Below are 21,055 nucleotides of genomic sequence, written 5' to 3'. Positions count from 1 at the left end.
CTCAGCTGGTCCAGAGACCGCCGAGGTTCGCAATCAAAATAATGCGCAGCAACTTCGTGCCGCGCCCTAGGAATCCCGCGCCTAAGCCGCGTTCCTTCGCATTACCGCTTCCTCGCGATAACAGGTCATTCACAACAACCTCGATGCGGCGCTCGAAGCCTCGGGCGTCACCAGCAGCAGCGAAGGCACCCTCAACGCCCAAGCCAAGTCGGCGACGCGATCCGCCTTCGAATCCGCCAAACAGCGCTTCTTCAACCACCTCATCACTGCGATGAAGACGCCGACACTGATCGCCGCGATCGAGCAGGGCATTGCTGATGGTCACGCCGCCGTGGTGCAGATCGTTTCGACCGGGGAAGCTCTGCTCTCCCGCCGCCTCGCCGGGATCGATCCGGGCGAATGGAACGACATTTCCTGCGATGTCACTCCTCGAGAATACGTTCTGGACTATCTGTTGCACAGCTTCCCGACTCAACTCCACGAGACCTATTCCGACGGCGACGGCAATCTGGCCTCGCGTCCAGCCTATGATGGTGACGGCAATGCCATCCAATGCCGCGAAGCCATCGAGCGGCGCGACCGGTTGATCGAGAAACTGGCGTCGATGGAACCAGTGCAAGGCGCGCTCGACCAAATCGTCCAGCGCTTCGGCACCGATATGGTCGCCGAGGTCACGGGCCGCTCGCGGCGCATCGTCCGCAAGGTCGATACGAACGGCGTACGATTCGTCGTAGAGAACCGGCCCGGCCATGCAAACCTTGCCGAGGCGCAGGCGTTCATGGAGGACAAGAAGCCGATCCTCGTCTTCTCCGACGCCGGCGGCACGGGGCGCAGCTACCATGCCGATCTCGGTGCCCGGAACCAGCGGCTGCGCCACCACTACCTGCTCGAAGCGGGCTGGAAGGCCGATACCGCGATCCAGGGGCTCGGGCGCACCAACCGCACCAACCAGGCGCAGCCCCCGCTGTTTCGGCCCGTAGCGACCAACGTCCAGGCCGAGAAGCGTTTCCTTTCCACCATCGCGCGGCGGCTCGACACGCTCGGCGCGATCACCCGCGGTCAGCGCCAGACTGGCGGACAGGGGCTGTTCCGCCCCGAGGACAATCTCGAAAGCCCCTATGCCCACGCGGCGCTCAGACAGTTCTACCTGATGATCTACGCGGGCAAAGTCGAGCAGTGTTCGCTGGCGACCTTCGAGGCGATGACCGGCCTGTCACTGACCGATGGCAGCGGGTGCCTGAAGGACGATCTGCCGCCGATCACGACCTTCCTCAACCGGCTGCTGGCGCTTACCATCGCTATGCAAAACGTGCTCTTCACGGTGTTCGAGCAGTTGCTCAGCGCCAAGGTTGAGAGCGCGATTGCGTCGGGAAGCTACGATGTGGGGCTGGAAACGCTGGTCGCCGACAGCTTTACTGTCGCCGGCAACGAGCCGATCTATGTGCACCCCGCGACCGGGGCCGAGACCCGGCTCCTGACCATCGCCATGCGCGAGCGCAACCAGCCACTGACGCTCGACAAGGCGCTCGACTTGTTGCGCGAACCGGGCGCCCACCTGCTGGTCAATGCCCGGTCGAAGCGCGCTGCCGTCCAGCTTCCAGCGCGCAGCGTCATGCTCGATGACGGCGAGGTCGAACGACGGGTCCGGCTGATCCGGCCGATGGAGAGGTTGAACTTCGCGCTCAGCCACTTGCCCGAGACTGCTTGGGAGGAAGTCGACGAGTCGACCTTCTCCGCAGTTTGGGAGACCGAGGTGGCGCAGGTTGACCAGTTCACGGAAAGTGAACTTCACATCGTCACTGGGCTATTGCTTCCCATCTGGAAACGGCTCCCCGAGGAATCGACCCGGGTTTACCGGCTCCAGACTGATGACGGCACCAACATCGTAGGGCGGAGGGTATCGCCCGCCTGGGCAGCGAGCGCCACGGCCAGCACCGACGCGCCCGAACGGTCGCCGCCGCAGGCGCTGGCCTTGCTGCGCGAAGGACGTACCATCCTTGATCTCGCCGATGGGCTGCAATTGCGCCGCTCGCGGCTGATGCAGGTCAACCGGATCGAGCTGACCGGATTTTCATCGAGCGCGGTGGACCGGCTGAAGGCAATGGGGCTGTTCTCCGAGATTGTCAGCTGGAAACTGCGCCTCTTCGTCCCTGACGATGCGGTGACAGGTTCGGCAGTGATCCAGCGATTGTTCGAACGTCATCCACTCGCGCGCATCATCGACCGGAAGGCCGCGTGACATGAGTCGGATTTCCACCCGCGCGGCAGACCTGTCAGAACGGCTTGCCCAGAATGCGCAGGCCGTCTGCCGCCATTACCTTCCCGCCGGGCGGCGCGAGGGGCGCTACTGGATGATCGGCGATGTCGTCGGAACGCCGGGGCGCAGTCTTTATGTCCGCCTGTCCGAGACCGAGCGCGGTGCGATCGGAAACTGGGTCGATGCCGCGACTGGCGAACACGGCGATCTCATCGATCTGATCCGGCTAAATCAACGGCATGGACGGCTCGCCGAGACCATTAAGGAGGCTGAACGCTTTCTTTCGCTGCCTCCGACAGACGATGACGACGAGCAGCGCAAACTTGTGCCCGGTCCACCGGCACGCCCAGGGTCGCCCACTGCCGCGCAGAAACTGTTCGCTGCGTCGAAGCCACTCATCGGCACGCTGGCGGCGCGATACCTGCAAAATCGCGGGATTACGCAGCTTGCCGACCTGCCAGCCTTGCGGTTCCATCCGCGTTGTTTCTATCGGCCCAATGACGACGATGTGCCAGGAACGCCCGGAGCATTTCCTGCCCTGATCGCGGAGGTCACCGATCTCGACGGCACCCAAACCGGCACACATCGAACCTGGCTGGACCCGGCAGGTTCTGCTAAGGCCAATGTTGCGTCGCCACGCCGGGCAATGGGCAATATCCTCGGCAATGCCATCCGGTTCGGCCAGTGCGAGGACATGATGGTCGCGGGCGAGGGCATCGAAACCATGCTCTCGTTGCGCCAAGTCCTGCCGACTTTGCCACTCGCTGCCGCCACGTCTTCTTCGCACCTTGCCGCCATCCTGTTTCCGCTGACACTGCGCCGCCTCTACGTCGCGCGCGATCGCGATGCGGCAGGCGACGCGGCCTTTGCGATCCTGGCCGAGCGGGCACAGGCGGTGGGGATCGAACTTCTCCCGCTCATGCCGGAGCTGGGCGACTTCAACGATGACTTGCGGCGCGATGGGTCATCGTTACTTGGCGAGCGCTTGATCGCCCAATTGCACGACGCCGACCGGGTCAGGTTTCTTCGTCGCTGAGGCTGGCCGAGACGGGATCGGGTCAGGACCCGCGGCATAGGCAGGTCCGGGCATCACACCGTGCACCCGGCCTTCTTTGGGGGCGATCTGAAGACCGGCGGCGGGGCGGCCGCAATGGCTGCGCCATGCTCCACTGCGTTGCGACCACAAGGGTGCGGCCACCCCGCCACCGCTCAGAGGGATCGCCGGAAGGCCGGGCGAGGTGTCCGGCTCAGATCCTCAAGGACCGCAATCATGGCCTACCAGCAAGAACCCAATCACGAATTGTCACCCACCGCCCATCTCCTCGATGAAGTCGCCCTCTACGGCTATCGCCCCTTCTCGGATGAAGCCGACCCCCGGCCACTGCCCGAAGAGCGCATCGCCGCTGGCGCTGTCGCCGACATGTTCGACGCCCTCATCGCCACCATGATCGACACCAGGCTCGAACCCGACCTTGAAGACCTGTGCTGGTCGCTCGCCAACCTCTTCCACCGCGCCGAAGGTCGCATCCAGCGCGAGCTCGACGACAACGAGGACGCCCAGAAGCGCAGTCAGCGCGAACAGGATGGCTCCGAGGTCAAATCGGTCGAGCTTGAACGTCTCGTCAACGAAGGCATCGGCTTGATCGAACGGCGCAACGCGATGGAGTTCATGCGCGAGGCTGCTTCCGACCAGTTCGAAGCCCATTTCCGCAAGGCCTGGACCCCGCGCTCCGGATCACTCGTGAATCACCGCACCTTGACTGCCGCGATGATCGACAGCCGAGATTTCCTCGCCGCCAAGCGTCGTGCGGAAACCGAACCTTTGCTCCCGACCGGCACCCGCATCGCGTTCACCTCCGGACCTGCCTATCAGGATCATGGCCGCATCTGGGCCGTGCTCGACAAGGTTCTCGCCAAATATCCCGACATGGTCCTGTTCCATGGCGGCAACCCGACCGGCGGCGAACATATCGCCTCGCTCTGGGCACGCGCACGCAAGATCACCCACGTCCCGTTCCGGCCGGACTGGGAGCGGTTCAAGAAGGCCGCACCGTTCCGCCGCAACGATCAGATGCTCGAAGTGCTGCCCAAGGCCGTGGTCGCCTGTCCGGGCAATGGCATCAATGCCAACCTAGTCGACAAGGCGCGCAAGATGGGGATTTCGGTTTGGGCGATTGAATAATCCCGCTTTTGGTCCAAGAAAGCGACTATGAATGCGCACTCACCAGATCCGCGACGTAACCCGCTTTTAGCAATGTGGCAGCGCCGACGCGACATGCGGCACGAGATTTCATTGCTGCAAAACCAAAGTGATGAGGCAATTCTGGAAAGGGCCCACCGGGTATCAGGCTTTGACGAACTTGAGCGTATCTATAGCTTTTGGATTGATCGCTCAAACCCCGACACACTTCAGTTCAGTTTTGGCAATCGCTCCATGTTTCGGCTGACAACCGACAGATCAAAGACCGCGGCCGAGAATGGCCCAACATTGGTGTACAGCTTGGGTGATATTGGATTTGCGACCATTCTCTATCCCGCCAAATCAGACTTGGCTCGAACTTTTGAGGATCACTTGTTCCTTCAGATCGGCGCTACCAGCGGCATAAAAATTATCGAAGGGATGGAACGCGATCTCAAGATCTTAGTCGCTTACGCTCATGTCTCAAGCATTGATATGACTGCGACGCTGGGTGAGCGATGGCGGATTTGGTTGTTGCGCCGAGTTTGCAGTCGCGGTGAAGGCGGCAAATTTCGGAAGGCGCCCGGTTGGAGCGTTTTGCTGGGGATAGCAAGCTTCGGAGCCCGCACCTTCGTCACGGCGTCGTTTCTTTCTATACTCAAGCCGATTGGATTCGCACTTGCGCTTTGGGTGGTGGCTTGGCTGGGCTGGGACTGGCTAAAACTAACGTAGACCCAACTTCGATCCAACTCGAAGCATGGAATCCACCCCACTCTCATCGGCCAATCCGTTGGCCGCCTCAAAGCCTCCTTCAATCAACCCGTGAAGGGTCCGCTACGCTGCGCGTGCGGCCACTGCGTCTACGCCTTCGTGGTGATTGCGGCTTTGCGCCGTCTGTCCGGGGCCTGTCGAGCGGGGATGGTCCCTGCTTCGAGACAGGAGCTCGAACATGTCACTCACCATCGCACAGCGTCACGCCTGGAGCCTCGCCCGCACACTGATGGTCTGCGTCACCCTGTTCCACGCCGGCAACGGCTACGCCGCCGTTCCGACCTCAGAATTCGATGGCAATGCCGACAGCATCGTTCGCGAATATGACCCGTTCAATCCCTGACCGCGCAAATCGCGCAGTACCGCACGGCTGGATGCCCTTCGGGTATTCCAGCCGGTAGGCGTCTCTGCTATGGATTTCCTGCACAATGCGCTGCGGTGGAGGTGGAGAGCGCGTCCCTTGCCCTTGGCTTCAAGGAGGACGCCATGCTGATCGGCTTTGCCCTGATAATTGTCGCGGTTTTCATGTGCTGCGCGCTGCTTTTCCGCCTTTCGATCTACGCGCTGCCGCTGTTTGTGGCCTTTCTGGCTGGTTCGGCGACCTACCGCAGTGACAGTGGCATCGTCGCTGCGCTCGCCGCCGCAGCCATTGCTGCGGTCGTCCTGCTCGCTGCCGTTCAGCTCGCATTGGCCTTCGCGAAGTCCGAGATGACGCGGGCAGCGATCGGCTTCGCTTTCGCTGCTCCCGCCGCAGTCGCCGGCTATAACGCCGTCCACGGCATCGCCGTTGCGACCATGCCCCAAGGTGCATGGCAGCCAACCGTTTCGCTGCTCGGCGCTGCAGTTGTCACCGCGGCATCCTGGACACAGTGGAGCCGCGCCCGCCAATAGCTTCGTCATTTTCCGAGCCCCGGCCGGCAGGTGCCGGGCGGGGCTGGCGCGGTCAGTTCAGCCGTTAGGAGGCAGGCGTTGCGATCAGGTGGCAGGTTCGGCCTTTCTCGTTCCGGTTGGGATGGGTCAGGTCGGTGTCCGGGGCCGAGCGCGACCGAGAATTCAAGCCAGTTGGAGTCCGGGCCATAACGGGCCGAATGCGCGGATCACGATCAGGGCAGAAGGTGGCGCATCACCGTTGCCGATGTCTGGATCTGCGGTAACGACCAGCTAGCGCGCTGAGTGACGATATCCGCCCGGTCGAAGCCCGGTCTGCGAAGTCCGGGAAGTGCCATGACGCCCGGTCAAGTGCGACCCGAGCCCAATGCCGCCTCTTCAATGGCTTTGGTTGGCAGGGGATGGCTTCGCCGCTTGATCCCTTGCTGCAACGCCGCCTGCGCCGACTTTCTTCCCCTGGGCGTGCCGCCCATTCCTCGCGAGGCAAGAAAGCCGTCTGGCCACCGTCCTCCACTCTGTTTCGGCCGTTCCGGTGCAGCGGGCACAAGCCCCTGCCTTCAACCAGCCATCGAGGCCGCGATGGGCGCGGGTTCGACCAACTTGAAGGAAATCATCATGGCCAACATCGGAACTTTCACCAAGACCGGCAACGAATACAAGGGCGAGATCGTCACCATGTCGGTGCAGCAGAAGAACGTCCGCATCGTCCCCGAAGCCAGCGACAACGAGAACGCACCGTCGCACCGGGTCTTCGTCGGCCGCGCGGAAATCGGCGCCGCCTGGACCAAGACCTCGAACGAAGGCCGCGACTATCTCTCGGTCAAGCTCGACGATCCCAGCTTCACCGCCCCGATCTTCGCCAACCTGTTCGACGACGAAGACGGCAAGAGCTTCAACCTGATCTGGTCCCGCGCCCGCCGCACCAACGGCGACTGACCGCCAAGCCAACCCCGCTCGGCACCTGCCGGGCGGGGCTTCGGCGTGTTCATCGGCAGCGCCGGAAGCTCAGGGCTGCTGCAGCAGAAGTGAGGCGTCGACCTTCAACTCACGCGCAAGCTTTTCGATGACGTCAACGGTAGCCGCGTATTGGCAGCGTTCGAGGCTGCTGACGTAGGTCCGGTCGATGTCGGCGCGATGGGCGAGCTCTTCCTGCGACAAACCCGCTGCCAACCGGTGCCGTTTCAAATTCTCTGCAAGGACCTCGCGCAAAGTCATTGCACGCAATGACGGCCATTGCAGAGTATTTAACCACGGAGTATACTCGTCGCTCCGATTGATTCAGGCAGTGGCCAGACGACCGGTGGTCGTGCAGCGAGTCCGCTTCATCGCAACGCGAGAGCGACGTTGTCCCTCAGTTGGGGGTCTTTATCCCCTGTCTGGGCTAAGTATGAGCCACTGATATCGTGTATACACCACGATCAGCGTGGTGGCGTGATTCGGGTGAGCCACTCCGGCGGGTCCAATGGCAAAAATGCATTTCCTGACTGAACCGCCGCAAGGCGATGGCATAACCGCTTATGACGAGCAAAACCTCGTCACATACCTGCGCTTGCTCGATGCCGAGGCTGAAGGGGCGGACTGGCGCGAGATCGTGCGCATCGTCTTCGAGATCGAACCTGATGCAGACACAGAACATGCAAGGCTCATTTTTTCCAGCCACCTGGATCGCGCGCACTGGATGCGTGACAGCGGGTTCCGGCACCTGCTCCAGAAGTGATGATCATCCTGCCGGATCTCATCGAAGCGCGAAAGGTGACTGCATAGTTCTACCTTTGCGCGGAGAACTCGCTGCAGTCACGGACCTTGCCAAGAAATTCTGATATTCAAATACTTACATAAGACCGTTTCACCTGAACTCGCGGAGATCGGATGTGTCGGGTGGATCATCTTGGCGATCGCCAAATGTATCAGAGAGATACGCGCACCACGATTACGCAGACTTTGCGCAGGAGTTTCTGCAGCGCAATTCCGCCTACTTGCAAGATTATGCCGAGACACAGGACCGGATCGCCAGAGATTCCGCAAGCGCTAAAGCCGAAGAGGAGGGTCTGGCCGGACGATGGGGGCTGAGCTTTCCCCACCTTGCCGGACGCCGATCCGCGGAGAACACCGGCGCTCTGGTCACCGCTTGCATCGCCCGACGTCGTCGTTGTCGCAACCAGAGACATCGCCGCAATCCCGCTGCCGCCCGGCCTTGAGCCGCTGGCAAATGAGAGCAGTCCTACCGAACATCACCTGGTCATGGCCTACGGCGCGGCAAGGCTTCGCCTGTGCCTCCGCGCTGCACCCTCGGGTTTCTCCGATTGCTTGATCATTCAGCACGATCGGAGCGCGGCTACCCGGCTCGCCGCTGCGACCCGCTTCGAGCGGGTGACGCGCGGAATTCGCCTCGGGCCTGACCGGTCGGCCTCGCCGTCCGCCTATCGGCGTTCACGGCTCGCCTTGCTGCTGAGCATCCATGACGCGCTTGACGCCGGCGCTGGCCCTCGCGATCTCGCCTTCAGCCTCGTTTTCCCGCGGCAGCACCCGCTGGTCGGCGCGACCTGGAAGGGTTCGGGAGAACGCCGACACACTCTCCGACTGATTGCAGAAGCGCGCCGCCTGGCTAACGGCGGATACCGCAAGCTGCTTCGCCACGACTGAGCGAACCCGGTGGGGTGACAGAATTCATCCGGCTCAATCTGTCACTCCGTCAGCCCATTCCAGTTTCGCCAATGCTGCCTGCGACCAGCGGCAGCCCGCCGCTGTGGTCGAACCTCAGCGGAGGCCGCCCATGGATGCCAGACCCACACCTGTAATAGCCAGATTCCTGCGAACACCCGATGCCGCTGTGCATCTGGGACTATCTGCCCGCACGCTTGAGAAGCACCGCTGCTTCGGGACCGGGCCGGTCTACCGCAAGCTCGGGGGGCGGATCGTCTACTCGGTCGCCGATCTCGATGCCTGGGCCGAACAGGGCCTGCGTCGCTCGACCAGCGATCCGGGCAAGGGGATTGTCCATCCTGCCAAGCGGCTCGACGGCTACACTCCGCCGGTGCGGCGCTGAGCGAACCCATGCGTCGCATGTCCGCCTTTCCCGCCAGCACGCAGCAGCTCGACCTGTTCGTCAGTCACGGCGGCAACATCGCCGCCCGTGATGCGCAGGACCTGATGGCCTGGCCGTTTTTCAGCCTCGCCAAATCGAAACGGGTGCGCCCGATCGACTTCCGGATGGGTGAGGTCTCAATTCTGGTCGAGGCCACCGCCGAACATGGCATGGCGACCATCTGGGACGCCGATGTTCTGATCTGGGTCGCGAGCCAGATCGTCGAGGCACGCGACATGGGCCGCCCGACCTCGCGACTGATCGCCGCCACGCCGCATGAGATCCTTGCGTTCACCCGCCGCGGCACTGGGAAGGCCAGCTACGAGCGCCTCAAGGCCGGCCTCGACCGGCTGCAATCGACGACGATCGCGACCTCGATCCGCCAGCGCGATGCGCGGCGGCGGCACCGCTTCTCGTGGATCAATGAGTGGAAGGAACGCCTCGACCATTCGGGCCGCGCTCTCGGGATCGAAATGATCGTGCCCGATTGGTTCTACGAAGGCGTGATCGACCAGGCGCTCGTCCTGACCATCGACCCCGATTATTTCGCGCTGACTGGCGGGCTCGAACGCTGGCTTTACCGGCTCGTACGCAAGCACGGCGGCAAGCAGAAAGGTGGCTGGAGCTTCGACTTCCAGCACCTGCATTTGAAGTCCGGCGCGCTGTCGCCGCCCAAACGCTTCGCCTTCGAGCTGCGCGACATCGTGCGGCGTCAGGCGCTCCCGGGATACCAGCTCACCATCGAACACGCGCTCGGTCGCGAGCGGCTGATGTTCGTCGCGCTCCCGGTCGATCCGTTTGACGCGGCTATGCGGCGCGTGGGCTTTAGCACTGTGGATATGTCGTGATGCAACACGGACTATCAGGAACCGGCGGACTCGGACGATCAGGAACCCAAAGTTCGGACTATCGGGAACCGAAATGGCCCGCAAACCCGCAGATTGCCTCGCGTTCCTGCTCCCTTAACTATGCTAACATAGAATCCTTCGGATTCTTGCTAACGTCAGAGCGCCTGTGGACGGATGGCGCCGCTCCACCGCGCAGGCCAGCCGAGACGAGGTTGAGCGATGGGCCAAAGTTGACCCATGTCACGCTCGTCTGGCGTGAAGGCAGCCAGGAAGACTGGCTCAAGTTCGGCAAGCCGGTTGCGACTAGGATCATCGACCGCAGGCAGCGCGTCGAAAGCTATGCGGCAGGCCAGGTGTTCGGCCTGGTGCGCTGGGCTGCCAACGATTACGGCACGATCCGCTCGACGCTCGACATCGTGCGCGCCGTCGGAGCGCACGAGTCCTGCACCCCGATCGCGCAGGTCGATCCCGGCGGTGAGCTACTCCTCTCCGTCCGGGGCTGGCCCAAGGTCAACCAGGTCTTTCGCCTGATCGACGCGATCGAGGCATCGGGCATCGACCCTTGTGAGGTAGCGCCCGATCATTGGCGGCACATCCACAATCGCATGGCGGGACGCGAACTCCCACGCGGCTACAGCCTCGCGCGCCACCGCGCCTGGCTCCAGCGCAAGGCGCTCTTGCCATGATCCGGCGTCGTTACTTCCTCGCTGGCGTCGTTGCTGCAGCCACACTCGCGACGATGATCGTCCCAGTGTCGCGCTACGCGGTGTGGAACGCGACAGCTTCCGTGCCGACCGGGCTCTACGCCATCCGCGGCAAGGCGAGCCTACACGTGGGCGAGCGTGTGGCGATCGAACCGCCACCGCCGCTGCGCCGCCTGCTCGCCGAGCGCCACTACCTGCCGACCGGCGTTCCACTGCTCAAGAGTATCGCCGCCGTCAGCGGCCAGCGCGTCTGCCGCTTCGCGCACGGCGTAAACATCGACGGCGCATTTGTCGGCGCGGCGCGCGCCCGTGACCGGCTCGGACGCCCTCTCCCCGTCTGGGCGGGCTGCCACGTCATGAAGTCGGGCGAGCTGTTCGTGATGAACCCGGCCGCGCCCGACAGCTTCGATGGCCGCTATTTCGGCGTGCTGCGCCTCGCCGATGTCATCGGCCGCGCGACGCCCGTCTGGACCGATGAAGCGGGCGATGGCGACCACAAATGGTTCGCCGATCCGCGGCAACTCCACCCACCAGTTCAACAACCGAAGGAGACTGAACGATGAAGATCGGCTATTTTGTTACCGATGAAGATGGCTTTGCCGGACACATCACGACGCTGACGCTCGACGTTGGAGTTGTACTGCTCCCTACCGATGCTTCCGACAACGAGAACGCACCCGACTTCCGGGTGATCGTCGGCGATGGCGACGAGGCGCGCGAGATCGGCGCGGGCTGGAAGCGCACGGGCGAGAAGGCCGGCGACTATGTCGCGCTCCAGATCGACGATCCCTCGTTCGTCCAGCCGCTGCGCGCCAACCTGTTCCACGACGATGGCGCCGGCCATGTCCTGGTCTGGTCACGCCCGTCCCGGCACGACAAGGCGGACTGAGCCGATGCGCTGGAATCGCCTGGGCTTTGCCGCGTTCCTCACAGCTGTCCTGTTCGGTGACGCGCCTGCCTTCGGGCAGGCCGCTGCCGAACAGGCGCAGCGCCAAGTCGTCGACATCGCTTCGCACGTAGCCGAAGCCTCGCAGCGCTTCGGCATTCCCGAAGGCTGGATCTATGCGGTGATGCGCACCGAGAGTGCGGGCCGGATCGGCGCAGTCTCGTCAGCCGGGGCGATGGGGCTGATGCAGCTTATGCCCGGAACCTGGGCGCGTCAGCGCGCCCGGTTCGGGCTTGGCGCTGACCCGTTCGATCCGCGCGACAACATCATGGCGGGAACCAGCTACCTTCGCGAAATGTACGAAAACTACGGTACCACCGGAATGCTCGCGGCCTATAATGCCGGGCCGGGTCGCTACGAAGACTGGCGCGACCGCGGGCGAGCGCTCCCCGCCGAGACCCGCGCCTATGTCGCCAGGATTGCACCGATGCTGCAATCGGGCAGTGCGGCAACCGTCGTTGCCAGCGCGTCGCCCGTGCTGCCGGTCCGCACATCCTGGGTACAGGGCCAGCTTTTTGCCGTGCGCGGAGATGCAACGGCAGCCGCATCCGGCAGCTTCGCTGCTGCCGCGCCACAGACCTCCATTCTCGCTTCGCCCGCTCCCCTGAACGGCCTCTTCCCGCCCGTCTCGGGGAGCCGTTCGCAGTGACCGCCTTTTCGATCCCTGATCGTGTCATGGCGTCGATTGACGTGGGAAAGTCCGGAAGGGCAGCAGGAGAAGGAGCAGGTTCAGGAGGATGGCCAGATAAAAGCGCCGCCGTCGGTGTGGATGGTGAGGCTCGGAATTGCTCGGCTTCGACAGCCGTCGCTCGAAACAGCCTGCTGGCTCCCCCTTCAATTTCTACAATATTTTCAGAGCAAAATGCGCCGTCTTCTGCTGGCGGGCTCAGATCCGCGACCCGGTCGCGATGAGCGAAGACGATTTCCATATCCGGCCCGGCAAGGGGCGCAGCCGGGGCAGTGGCAGCGGTCGACGAGCGCAATCCTTCATAGGCCAGGTCGTCAGCCATTCGATGAAAGGCGGGCACCGGCCTGCACGATCGCGTAATTCCGGGACGGGGCGGACGGCGCGCGGGCGGCGAGCCGGACTTGCGGCACGGTCCTGTGGGGCCAATCGGCGCGTCATCGTCAAAGCGCGCGTGGTCCGGCACAAAGGCGCGCGCTTCCGGGCGGCACCGTTGGCGCGGCACATCGCCTATCTCAAGCGCGATGGCGTCACCCGCGACGGCAAGGACGCAGGGCTATTCGATGCCCGGTCCGACGCGGCCGATGGAGATGCCTTCGCCGGGCGCTGCGAAGAGGATCGCCACCACTTCCGCTTTATCGTCTCGCCCGAGGATGCCGCCGAACTCGAAGACATCCGGACTTTCACCCGCGAGCTGATGGACGACATGGCCCATGATCTCGACACCCGGCTCGACTGGGTGGCCGTCGATCACTGGAACACCAACAATCCCCACGTCCATGTGCTCGTCCGGGGCCGCGCCGAGGACGGCAAGGACATCGTCATCGACCGCGATTATATTCGCGCGGGGCTCCGATCGCGCGCCGAGGAGCGGGCCACCATCGAACTGGGGCGGCGCAGCGAGCGGGAGATCGCCCGGGCCATGGCCCGCGAGGTCGATGCGGAACGCTGGACCGGTCTCGACCGCTCGCTACAACGCCTGGCCGACGATCCTTCGACAGGCTCAGGAGTCGGCGTGGTCGACCTGCGCCCCAGTCCATCGGGCTATGACCGCGCCGACCACAATCATTTGCTCGGCCGCGCCGCCAAGCTGGAGCGCCTGGGCCTGGCCGAGCGTGTCGGCCCCGCCTGCTGGACCTTGAGGCCCGGCCTTGAGGATACATTGCGCGACCTCTCGATCCGCGGCGACATCATCAAGACCATGCACCGCGCGATGAGTGCAGGGGGACATCGGCCCGACACCGGACGCTTTGCGCTGTACGAGGGGCTTGCCGCCGATCCCGTGATCGGACGCCTGGTCGAGCGCGGTCTTCACGATGAGCTCAGCGGCAGCGCCTATGCCGTGGTCGATGGGACCGATGGACGAACCCACTATCTCCGGTTCGACGATATCGACCAGACGAGCGATGCCAAACCCGGCGCCATTGTCGAGCTTGGCCAGTGGCGCGATACCCACGGGAACGAGCGGCAGTCACTGTCTGTCCGTTCGGACCTGTCGCTTGCCGAGCAGATCCATGCCCCCGGCGCGACCTGGCTGGACCGCCAGCTCGTTTCCCGCGAACCCGTCGAGACCGCCGGTGGGTTCGGCACGGAAGTGCGCGATGCGCTTGCGGCGCGGTCGGAGCATCTGGCAGCCGAAGGTCTGGCGCGGCGGCAGGGCCAGCGGTTCGTGTTTGCCAAAGACCTGCTCAATGAACTGCGCAGCCGAGAGCTGGCCGGCACCGCCAGGTCCGTTGCCGCGCAAACGGGGCTGGACCATAGGCCCGCACAACCCGGCGACCATCTGGCGGGTATCTACAGGGAACGCGTCACGCTGTCCTCGGGCCGCTTTGCTATGATCGACGATGGAACGGGGTTCCAGCTCGTGCCATGGCGCCCCAGTCTTGAACGGCATCTGGGGCAGGCGGTTGCCGGGACGATCAATGCGCGCGGCGGAGTCGACTGGAGCTTCACCCGCAGCCGCACGCTGGGGTTGTAGGTGATGGTTCCGCCTCGCCCCTTCGCCAGCCCTCGTCGTTCTTCGCCAGGTTGCGCCGGCAGGCTTCCCGACCTTGCGCACTTGCGCCGACCGCGATTGGACATAGCCGGAAGGAGAATGAGATGGCCGCGATCAAGATCCTCTGGGGACAGATCCTCGCCGTCTTCCTGCTCGTGTTGACCGGGATCTGGTCCGCAACGCAGTGGACTGCTGCAGCGCTTGGCTACCAGCCCGAACTCGGCCGCCCCTGGTTCATGCTGCTGGGTTGGCCGGTCTATCGGCCCTATGACTTCTTCTGCTGGTGGTTCAGCTATGATGCCTATGCGCCGAAGGTGTTCGACACCGGCGGGATGATCGCGGCGTCGGGCGGTTTTACGTCCATCGTCGTCGCCTTCGGCATGTCGGTCTGGCGGGCTCGCGAAATGAAGACGGCTGCCACCTATGGCACCGCACGCTGGGCCGACCGGCAGGAAATCAAGGCCGCTGGCCTCTTCGACGACAAGGGTGTCGTGCTGGGGCAATTCAACAACGAGTATCTGCGCCATGATGGTCCCGAGCATGTCCTCTGCTTTGCGCCGACCCGCAGCGGCAAGGGAGTCGGCCTCGTCATCCCGACCCTGCTCACCTGGCCGGGCTCGGCCATCGTCCATGACATCAAGGGCGAGAACTGGACACTGACCGCGGGCTACCGCTCTTCGTTCAGCCGCGTGCTGCTGTTCGACCCGACCAATTCCGCATCCGCTGCCTACAACCCGCTGCTCGAAGTGCGGCGCGGCGTTTGCGAGGTGCGCGATGTCCAGAATGTCGCCGACGTACTGGTCGACCCCGAAGGCAGTCTCGAGAAGCGCAACCACTGGGAGAAGACCAGCCATTCGCTGCTGGTCGGCGCAATCCTCCACGTTCTCTACGCCGAGCCCGACAAGACGCTCGCCGGGGTCGCGGCCTTCCTTTCCGATCCCAAGCGCTCGTTCGAATCGACGCTCGCCGCGATGATGATGACCCCGCATCTTGGCGAAGGCGGTGTCCATCCGGTGGTCGCGAGCGCTGCGCGCGAGCTGCTCAACAAGTCCGAAAATGAACGATCCGGTGTGCTTTCCACCGCTATGTCGTTCCTCGGTCTCTACCGCGATCCGGTGGTGGCACAGGTGACGCGCCGGTGCGACTGGCGGATCGCCGATCTCATCGACGCCAAGCGGCCAGCCACCCTCTATCTCGTCATTCCGCCATCCGACATCAGCCGGACCAAGCCGCTCATCCGGCTGCTGCTCAACCAGCTCGGAAGGCGGCTGACCGAGGAACTGGCACCCGATGCCAAGCGCCAGCGCGTGCTGATCATGCTCGATGAGTTCCCGGCCCTCGGACGGCTCGACTTTTTCGAAAGCGCTTTGGCGTTCATGGCCGGGTACGGGATGAAGGCCTTTCTGATCGCCCAGTCCCTCAATCAGATCGAGCACGCCTACGGTCAGAACAACGCGATCCTCGACAATTGCCATGTCCGGGTGTGTTTTGCGACCAACGACGAGCGTACAGCCAAGCGGGTGTCGGAATCGCTGGGCACGGCAACCGAGCTTCGCGCCATGAAGAACTATGCCGGCCACCGGCTGTCGCCCTGGCTGGGCCACCTGATGATTTCGAAGTCGGAAACCGCCCGCGCGCTCCTTACTCCTGGCGAAATCCAGGAACTGCCTGTGACTGACGAGATCGTGATGATGGCCGGCACCCATCCGATCCGGGCGAAGAAGGCGCAATATTATCGGGACAGGCGACTTGCCGCACGGGTAATTTCGTCGCCCAAGGTCAGTGCTGCCGGCAAGGCAGCAGCATCGCCCCACGATTGGCAGGACATGATTGCCAGGACGCCTGCGGCTTCGAAGCGCAGGACGACCCCCAAAGACCAGCCCGATACCGACCCGGAGAATGCTGGGATACGGACCGAACCCGAATTGCCGATCCATGAGGACATCGCGCCGTCGCCTAAGCCGGTCGCTAGGGAATTCGATTTCGACCGCGACGAGCAAGGCGATGACGATGCCGCGCGCAACCAACGCCTGCAGGAGCGGATGCGCGGCAACGCCCGCCGCGCCTCCCTCGATCCCGATGATGGGATCGCGCTATGAAATCCGGCAACCGCATCAAGCACACGTTCCGTCTACCGCCGGACATCTCCCGGCAACTTGCGGAGTTCGCGATCCGCAAGCGCGCGACGCAGGCGTCGATTGTCGAGGCCGCCATTGCCTCGTTCCTTTCGCCCGATGGCTCTGAGCGCATGGAGGCGGCCGTCACAAGGCGCCTTGACCGGCTGACCAAGCAGAACGAGCGGCTGGAGTTTCAGATCGAGGTGACGAATGAGGCTCTGGCGCTGTTCGTGAGGTTCTGGCTCACTGCCAACCCGCCGTTACCGGAATCCGCGATGGCGGCGGCGCAGGCCCAAGGCAGGGAACGCTACGAGGGCTTTGTCGAGGCGTTGGCGCGGAAATTGGAGAATGGAAAAGGGGTGTTTGAGGAAATGGGCCGAAAGGGGAGATAATTGCCCGCTCTGTTGGACCTTGGCGACTGATCGGAATTGAGGAGCAAATCAGGATAGCAGCTGATCGTTAGCCTGGCTTCGCACCTGACGATAAAGATGAACGAGGGAGCGCCCGGCTAAATCGCCTCACCATTGAAGACGAGCCCTGTCGAACCGATATCCCACGGAACGATTTCGACGGGGCAGATGCGCGACATTGCAGACACCATCAAAGCCGGGGAGCGTAATCGCGACACCATGGCGCTTGTCCGCAATTACTGCGCGCACGCCCGCGTGGAGAAGTTCGGCGGAACGGGGATGATCGAGCAGATGACCGGTCTTCCGATCGGCCATCATGGCATGCGCTGCGACCATGCACCCGAGGGCGGCATGGCATGCTGGGATCTGCGGGACGCCATCGTCGAATTCTATGATCGAAATTGCGCGAATTGCGGTCATCGCAAGCCTCTTAGGTTGCCGAACCTCATGGAGATCATTGCTGATCGCGATCGTGAGAAAGCTGTCCTCGAAGCCCGGGCGGAGACCGAGGCGCGCCTTGCGGCGCAAGCTCTCGAGGAACGCAAGGGAATCCGTGCAGGATTGTTGCCCACACTTGGCCCCATCGCACGCACCTTGCTGGAGGACATCGGCGGGTTCGACGCCGATCGGTCAAAAGAAAATTTCGAACGCGTGACGCAAAGTGCGCGCTTGGCTCCCGAGCATTTCACGCCCGAGCTGGTCCAATATGTCTTCGCGCTGGCTGGCAGTCAGCCTTGGTTCGCTGAGGCCGCACTTGTCATTCTCGATGCGGTTGGCGCCGAGGATGGCATGATCGTCGAGCTGGCGATGACTGTCCTGCGTCGCGGCTATCCTGCACGCATTGCCGTGGAAAAGCTGCTTCCGCGTCTCGACGCCGTCTCCCCCGATCGCGTCGCGTCCATTCTTACTACCGCCATCGATCTCGCCGACCCAGACGATCGAGAATTTTTCTACGGTGATGACGAGCCCAGGATTCCGCGCGATCCCGCATTCCTTTACGCGCTCTATTCCCGATTTCCCGCGGCCGTCATCGCGGCCATCGAACAGATGTTGCTGAGCGGAAAGCGGTCCTCCCTCGAACGCGCCGGTCGAGGTCTCCATGTCTTGCACGCTGAGGACCCGAAGGCGGCGGCCCCGATTCTTCTCACCTTGACATCGGTCTATGTCCGCGCGCCCAGCCTTGTCGCCGATCTGAAGGATGAGGATGATCGGTTGCCCGATCTCGCCGAGGCGCTGAACGATGCTTTCGATGCCGCGCCGGAGGATGTCGACGCGCAGCTCCAAGCGCTGAACGAGGGGGCGCCCGCATCGCATCGCGCCCGGATCCTGAAAGTTTATGCGCTTGCCGTCCATGTGGGCTATGACAAGCCCTCCGTCCCGGCGACCTCCAATCGGCACGCGCTCGCGCTGACCCGGCTCGTTTGGGCGCCGACGATCGAACATGATGACAGGGTCCTCGAGGAGGTCACCTCGGCCTTTCGCGCCGGTTCGAAAGGGCTGGAGCATGTGGTTCGCGCACAGCTCGAGGCCTTCATCGGTGCTCTGTTCCTACTCGACGATCGACTGGCTGAGCTTGACGTGGCGATGACCGAGCCGGCTGAGAACACGCTGGTCGCAATCGAACGAAATACCCGCCGCTCGGTGATGCGCGGCCTGATGGAGCAGTTGGTCGAATGGGCGAGTGAGGGCGCCGCCGGCGACGAACCGTCGGTGGCGAAAATCATCGGCATGTTCGAGACGATTCCGGAAGGACGCGACAATCTTCGAGGTGCCCTATTGGGAGCGACGAAGGAGCTTTCGCGTGACTTGGCGGGGCTGAAACAGCTTTTACCCCATCTCTACGCCGCCCTTGTCGGACCGTCGGTGCTTGGTCGCTCTTATGCAGCGACGGCAGTCGGTGAACTCCCTTATCGTAGTCGGGCTAATGTTCCCGACCTTCTGTTTGAGGCGTTCGGCGCACTGCTGTGGGACCAATATGTTGCGGTTCACAAAACCGCCGTTGAAGCCTTTCACCGGTCGATCCTTCCCGAACCCTACCGGGTCAACGCGGCTCACGCCATTTTGAACCTGATCCGTTATTATCGAGTCCAGTCCAACGAGGATCATTTTCTAGCGAAATGCGTGCGTATCCTCGCCGGGATGGCCGATCTGTTCGGAAACGCGAGCGGCGCGGTCAGGCGCTATCTGATCGAGGTCGCGATGGATGTCGACCCGCTCTTCCTGCGATCCGACATCCTGTCCCTCTCTTACAGCCTTGGTACAGAGCCTGAATTTGCCACGCTAGCCGCGCGCATGATCCCCCATCTGGCGGACCGCTACAATAACTCGGATAAAGCACTCAACCTCCTGCACAAGGTAAGCCCGGAAGGGCTGGAGGCCAACGCGCAAGCCTTTCACGACGCTGCGATCTCGGTTCTCGACATCGAGCTGCAAACCGCGCTGGGCGTCGTCGACGCATTTCTGGCTGCAGGAATGACACAACAGGCGGACGCGCTTGTGACTGCCCTGGTGAGCAGCAACGGCGATTCGGTGCGGCTGCGCAGGCGGCGCACGCTGCTGCAATGGCCGCAGCTCGCGCTCCGTTTCGAAGCGGCGGTTGCCGCGCGGGACCTCGACGCGATCGAGGCGGCCGGCCGCGCTTGGGCGCAAGCCGCTGCAGCGGACGCACGGGATAAGGAGGATGAGCGTGAACGTCGTGCTCGCTCAAACCTTCCCTTCTAGGGTCGCTGCGATCGAAGCGGTCACAGCACAGCCGCGCTATGCCGGGGGCGCCGAGTTGCGTGCGCGGGCCGAAGCGGTTGCGGCAGCGGCCGAGCTCTATGGCAAGGCGGAGGCCGCGAAGGATTGGCGAACCTTCGCCGCCGCGCTCGAAATCCTCGGCCTGCTCGCCGACTGGAGCGAAGCCGTCCATATAGCCGCAGTCGACGCTGATCGGTTCCTGCGCGCCGCCCGGCTCCGCTATCGCAGTCTCGCTAGCGACGATGCCCATGGTGCCTATGCTGTGGCGCTCGTCACGGCCCTCGCGCCCATTGACGGCGAGCTCGACGTCGACGCTGTGCCAATTCTCGGCGCCGCGATAGCGGAGCTTGAAATGCCCGTCGCAATTTTCGGTATCGAGGATCGCGGCGGGTTCGGCCCGCCTGCCGCAGACGACCTGCCCGTGAAACCGGACGAGATTGCCGTCGCGTTTCTGGAATTTTCTATTGACGGCAAACCCGCCGAGACATGCCACAGTCTTTCAGCGGGGCAGGTTCACGATCTCGATCTGACTATCCGTGTTTCGCGCTGGCCCGACGACGCCGAGCGATTGGTTATTGCGCCGGTTTCAATCGAGCCGACAAGCACATGGGATTTCCCGACCTTCGAATTTCCCCGCCCTGACGGACCCGCGCCCTTCACATTTCAGCGCCAGGGCCGGATGGCGCTGCATGCGTCACAGGGCTTCAACGCGCGACCGCTCGAATTTCGCTACGCGGCCGAGTTTCAGCCTCGGCTCGAACGCGACGAAACTGTCGTCGTCGCGGGACAGCGAACGTTGCGCCTCGATGGGACCGACACGTCGCGCCATCCGCTTACCGGTTATGGCGAACTGGACGCGAAGATCGTTCAGTTACGCGAGCGGTTGCGGCTCGAACCGCTAATCTCGGAGACGGATATTTGCGACCTCTTGGCGCTTCTCACCCCAGTCGGCAATCTGATGGGACAAGCGGTCCAGGACAAACGCTATCCCAAGCCCATCGATGAAGCCGCTTTCCAAGCCGATTTTCAGTCATTCCTGCGTGCCAACGCCGCCATTGGCAGTGAGCTTGAGGTTCAGGGACAGGTCACCGGAGGCAAGGTCGACCTGACGTTCAGGGGTATAAGGATCGAGCTTAAATCCGAGCAATCGAAGCGTCTCCTACCGGACGATTGTAAGCAGTTTGCCGGGCAAGCGGCGAGCTACGCGGTTGGAAGCGGCCGTCGTGTCGCCTTGTTGTGCGTGCTGGATTGCAGCGTGAAATCAACCCCTCCGTTTCCTGTGACGGACGGATTGACGATCATCCCGGTCGAGACCGGTACGAGTCCGATTTATGTTGTTACCTGCCTGCTCCAAGGAGGCCTCGCACGCCCCAGCGATTTGTCGCGCTAACGCGCGTGCGAGCGTGGCCAAACATTATGCCAAAATCGCG

At 63.2% G+C, this 21,055-nt stretch carries 23 protein-coding genes; 21 read left to right on the top strand and 2 right to left on the bottom strand.

Annotated features, from left to right (window positions below):
• Position 1 precedes the first annotated feature (1 nt).
• The gene (locus ACE3SN_RS01915) at positions 2-259 is read right to left on the bottom strand and encodes a hypothetical protein (protein ID WP_374527048.1); all 258 of its coding nucleotides are present in this window, start codon (positions 257-259) and stop codon (positions 2-4) included.
• Between the two features lie 12 nt (positions 260-271).
• Here ACE3SN_RS01915 and ACE3SN_RS01910 point away from each other — a divergent pair, with 12 nt between their 5' ends.
• The 7 genes from ACE3SN_RS01910 to ACE3SN_RS01880 all read left to right on the top strand — a co-directional run bounded on the left by ACE3SN_RS01910 (position 272) and on the right by ACE3SN_RS01880 (position 7,031).
• On the top strand, positions 272-2,239 hold the full coding sequence (locus tag ACE3SN_RS01910; RefSeq protein WP_374527047.1) for a strawberry notch C-terminal domain-containing protein: 1,968 nt from the start codon (positions 272-274) through the stop codon (positions 2,237-2,239).
• Position 2,240: 1 nt separating this feature from the next.
• Positions 2,241-3,293 (top strand): toprim domain-containing protein, encoded by a 1,053-nt coding sequence (locus ACE3SN_RS01905; RefSeq protein ID WP_374527046.1) that lies wholly within the window; start codon positions 2,241-2,243, stop codon positions 3,291-3,293.
• Between the two features lie 234 nt (positions 3,294-3,527).
• On the top strand, positions 3,528-4,439 hold the full coding sequence (locus ACE3SN_RS01900) for a DUF2493 domain-containing protein (RefSeq protein ID WP_374527045.1): 912 nt from the start codon (positions 3,528-3,530) through the stop codon (positions 4,437-4,439).
• Between the two features lie 27 nt (positions 4,440-4,466).
• The gene (locus ACE3SN_RS01895; RefSeq protein WP_374527044.1) at positions 4,467-5,168 is read left to right on the top strand and encodes a hypothetical protein; all 702 of its coding nucleotides are present in this window, start codon (positions 4,467-4,469) and stop codon (positions 5,166-5,168) included.
• 217 nt (positions 5,169-5,385) lie between these two features.
• Entirely contained in the window at positions 5,386-5,550 is a 165-nt protein-coding gene (locus tag ACE3SN_RS01890) for a hypothetical protein (protein WP_374527043.1), read from the top strand.
• A 143-nt stretch (positions 5,551-5,693) separates the two neighbouring features.
• Positions 5,694-6,098 carry a hypothetical protein gene (locus tag ACE3SN_RS01885; protein ID WP_374527042.1) on the top strand — a complete coding sequence of 135 codons (405 nt, stop codon included), beginning with the start codon at positions 5,694-5,696 and terminating at the stop codon, positions 6,096-6,098.
• A 612-nt stretch (positions 6,099-6,710) separates the two neighbouring features.
• Entirely contained in the window at positions 6,711-7,031 is a 321-nt protein-coding gene (locus tag ACE3SN_RS01880; RefSeq protein WP_066966805.1) for a DUF736 domain-containing protein, read from the top strand.
• Between the two features lie 69 nt (positions 7,032-7,100).
• Here the strand turns inward: ACE3SN_RS01880 and ACE3SN_RS01875 are convergent, their stop codons facing one another.
• Positions 7,101-7,310, bottom strand: a complete 210-nt coding sequence (locus tag ACE3SN_RS01875; protein WP_374527041.1) for a helix-turn-helix domain-containing protein — start codon at positions 7,308-7,310, stop codon at positions 7,101-7,103.
• 247 nt (positions 7,311-7,557) lie between these two features.
• On the opposite strand from ACE3SN_RS01875, the gene ACE3SN_RS01870 reads away from it, so the two are divergent.
• The 14 genes from ACE3SN_RS01870 (at position 7,558) to ACE3SN_RS01805 (ending at position 21,015) form a co-directional block, all read left to right on the top strand.
• Positions 7,558-7,812: a DNA -binding domain-containing protein gene (locus ACE3SN_RS01870; protein ID WP_374527040.1), complete on the top strand. Its 255-nt coding sequence runs from the start codon at positions 7,558-7,560 to the stop codon at positions 7,810-7,812.
• Between the two features lie 154 nt (positions 7,813-7,966).
• Positions 7,967-8,293, top strand: a complete 327-nt coding sequence (locus tag ACE3SN_RS01865; RefSeq protein WP_374527039.1) for a transcriptional regulator domain-containing protein — start codon at positions 7,967-7,969, stop codon at positions 8,291-8,293.
• Complete coding sequence (locus tag ACE3SN_RS01860) at positions 8,178-8,738, top strand: DUF2285 domain-containing protein (RefSeq protein WP_374527038.1); 561 nt, start codon at positions 8,178-8,180, stop codon at positions 8,736-8,738. The genes ACE3SN_RS01865 and ACE3SN_RS01860 overlap by 116 nt, the downstream gene beginning before the upstream one ends.
• A gap of 130 nt (positions 8,739-8,868) precedes the next feature.
• Complete coding sequence (locus ACE3SN_RS01855) at positions 8,869-9,141, top strand: helix-turn-helix transcriptional regulator (RefSeq protein WP_374527037.1); 273 nt, start codon at positions 8,869-8,871, stop codon at positions 9,139-9,141.
• Between the two features lie 8 nt (positions 9,142-9,149).
• Positions 9,150-10,028 (top strand): replication initiator protein A, encoded by an 879-nt coding sequence (locus tag ACE3SN_RS01850; RefSeq protein ID WP_374527036.1) that lies wholly within the window; start codon positions 9,150-9,152, stop codon positions 10,026-10,028.
• 212 nt (positions 10,029-10,240) lie between these two features.
• On the top strand, positions 10,241-10,714 hold the full coding sequence (locus ACE3SN_RS01845; protein WP_374527035.1) for a DUF2840 domain-containing protein: 474 nt from the start codon (positions 10,241-10,243) through the stop codon (positions 10,712-10,714).
• The gene (locus ACE3SN_RS01840; protein WP_374527034.1) at positions 10,711-11,295 is read left to right on the top strand and encodes a S26 family signal peptidase; all 585 of its coding nucleotides are present in this window, start codon (positions 10,711-10,713) and stop codon (positions 11,293-11,295) included. The genes ACE3SN_RS01845 and ACE3SN_RS01840 overlap by 4 nt, the downstream gene beginning before the upstream one ends.
• Complete coding sequence (locus tag ACE3SN_RS01835; RefSeq protein WP_374527033.1) at positions 11,292-11,621, top strand: DUF736 domain-containing protein; 330 nt, start codon at positions 11,292-11,294, stop codon at positions 11,619-11,621. Before ACE3SN_RS01840 ends, ACE3SN_RS01835 begins: the two co-directional genes overlap by 4 nt.
• A gap of 4 nt (positions 11,622-11,625) precedes the next feature.
• Positions 11,626-12,327, top strand: a complete 702-nt coding sequence (locus ACE3SN_RS01830; protein WP_374527032.1) for a lytic transglycosylase domain-containing protein — start codon at positions 11,626-11,628, stop codon at positions 12,325-12,327.
• A gap of 259 nt (positions 12,328-12,586) precedes the next feature.
• Positions 12,587-14,341, top strand: coding sequence for a relaxase/mobilization nuclease domain-containing protein (locus tag ACE3SN_RS01825; protein WP_374527031.1), 1,755 nt, complete (start codon positions 12,587-12,589; stop codon positions 14,339-14,341).
• 122 nt (positions 14,342-14,463) lie between these two features.
• Positions 14,464-16,458: a conjugal transfer protein TraG gene (locus ACE3SN_RS01820; protein ID WP_374527030.1), complete on the top strand. Its 1,995-nt coding sequence runs from the start codon at positions 14,464-14,466 to the stop codon at positions 16,456-16,458.
• Positions 16,455-16,868 (top strand): CopG family transcriptional regulator, encoded by a 414-nt coding sequence (locus ACE3SN_RS01815; protein WP_374527029.1) that lies wholly within the window; start codon positions 16,455-16,457, stop codon positions 16,866-16,868. Before ACE3SN_RS01820 ends, ACE3SN_RS01815 begins: the two co-directional genes overlap by 4 nt.
• Before the next feature lie 186 nt (positions 16,869-17,054).
• The gene (locus tag ACE3SN_RS01810) at positions 17,055-19,607 is read left to right on the top strand and encodes a hypothetical protein (protein ID WP_374527028.1); all 2,553 of its coding nucleotides are present in this window, start codon (positions 17,055-17,057) and stop codon (positions 19,605-19,607) included.
• Positions 19,573-21,015, top strand: a complete 1,443-nt coding sequence (locus ACE3SN_RS01805; protein WP_374527027.1) for a hypothetical protein — start codon at positions 19,573-19,575, stop codon at positions 21,013-21,015. Before ACE3SN_RS01810 ends, ACE3SN_RS01805 begins: the two co-directional genes overlap by 35 nt.
• Positions 21,016-21,055: the final 40 nt, after the last annotated feature.

Origin of the sequence: Novosphingobium sp. (assembly GCF_041915465.1) — a bacterium.
In the GTDB taxonomy this organism is placed as follows: domain Bacteria; phylum Pseudomonadota; class Alphaproteobacteria; order Sphingomonadales; family Sphingomonadaceae; genus Novosphingobium.
Note: the sequence above shows the minus strand (reverse complement) of the source record. Positions and strands in the feature narration are given on the sequence as shown.

What these genes read in the sequence shown, in the direction of transcription:
- ACE3SN_RS01910 (WP_374527047.1), top strand. Translation starts at nt 272, where the DNA reads ATGAAGACGCCGACACTGATCGCCGCGATCGAGCAGGGCATTGCTGAT.
- ACE3SN_RS01905 (WP_374527046.1), top strand. Translation starts at nt 2,241, where the DNA reads ATGAGTCGGATTTCCACCCGCGCGGCAGACCTGTCAGAACGGCTTGCC.
- ACE3SN_RS01835 (WP_374527033.1), top strand. Translation starts at nt 11,292, where the DNA reads ATGAAGATCGGCTATTTTGTTACCGATGAAGATGGCTTTGCCGGACAC.
- ACE3SN_RS01890 (WP_374527043.1), top strand. Translation starts at nt 5,386, where the DNA reads ATGTCACTCACCATCGCACAGCGTCACGCCTGGAGCCTCGCCCGCACA.
- ACE3SN_RS01820 (WP_374527030.1), top strand. Translation starts at nt 14,464, where the DNA reads ATGGCCGCGATCAAGATCCTCTGGGGACAGATCCTCGCCGTCTTCCTG.
- ACE3SN_RS01895 (WP_374527044.1), top strand. Translation starts at nt 4,467, where the DNA reads ATGAATGCGCACTCACCAGATCCGCGACGTAACCCGCTTTTAGCAATG.
- ACE3SN_RS01830 (WP_374527032.1), top strand. Translation starts at nt 11,626, where the DNA reads ATGCGCTGGAATCGCCTGGGCTTTGCCGCGTTCCTCACAGCTGTCCTG.
- ACE3SN_RS01885 (WP_374527042.1), top strand. Translation starts at nt 5,694, where the DNA reads ATGCTGATCGGCTTTGCCCTGATAATTGTCGCGGTTTTCATGTGCTGC.
- ACE3SN_RS01880 (WP_066966805.1), top strand. Translation starts at nt 6,711, where the DNA reads ATGGCCAACATCGGAACTTTCACCAAGACCGGCAACGAATACAAGGGC.
- ACE3SN_RS01900 (WP_374527045.1), top strand. Translation starts at nt 3,528, where the DNA reads ATGGCCTACCAGCAAGAACCCAATCACGAATTGTCACCCACCGCCCAT.
- ACE3SN_RS01870 (WP_374527040.1), top strand. Translation starts at nt 7,558, where the DNA reads ATGGCAAAAATGCATTTCCTGACTGAACCGCCGCAAGGCGATGGCATA.
- ACE3SN_RS01810 (WP_374527028.1), top strand. Translation starts at nt 17,055, where the DNA reads ATGCGCGACATTGCAGACACCATCAAAGCCGGGGAGCGTAATCGCGAC.
- ACE3SN_RS01855 (WP_374527037.1), top strand. Translation starts at nt 8,869, where the DNA reads ATGGATGCCAGACCCACACCTGTAATAGCCAGATTCCTGCGAACACCC.
- ACE3SN_RS01825 (WP_374527031.1), top strand. Translation starts at nt 12,587, where the DNA reads ATGAGCGAAGACGATTTCCATATCCGGCCCGGCAAGGGGCGCAGCCGG.
- ACE3SN_RS01815 (WP_374527029.1), top strand. Translation starts at nt 16,455, where the DNA reads ATGAAATCCGGCAACCGCATCAAGCACACGTTCCGTCTACCGCCGGAC.
- ACE3SN_RS01840 (WP_374527034.1), top strand. Translation starts at nt 10,711, where the DNA reads ATGATCCGGCGTCGTTACTTCCTCGCTGGCGTCGTTGCTGCAGCCACA.
- ACE3SN_RS01850 (WP_374527036.1), top strand. Translation starts at nt 9,150, where the DNA reads ATGCGTCGCATGTCCGCCTTTCCCGCCAGCACGCAGCAGCTCGACCTG.
- ACE3SN_RS01875 (WP_374527041.1), bottom strand. Translation starts at nt 7,310, where the DNA reads ATGACTTTGCGCGAGGTCCTTGCAGAGAATTTGAAACGGCACCGGTTG.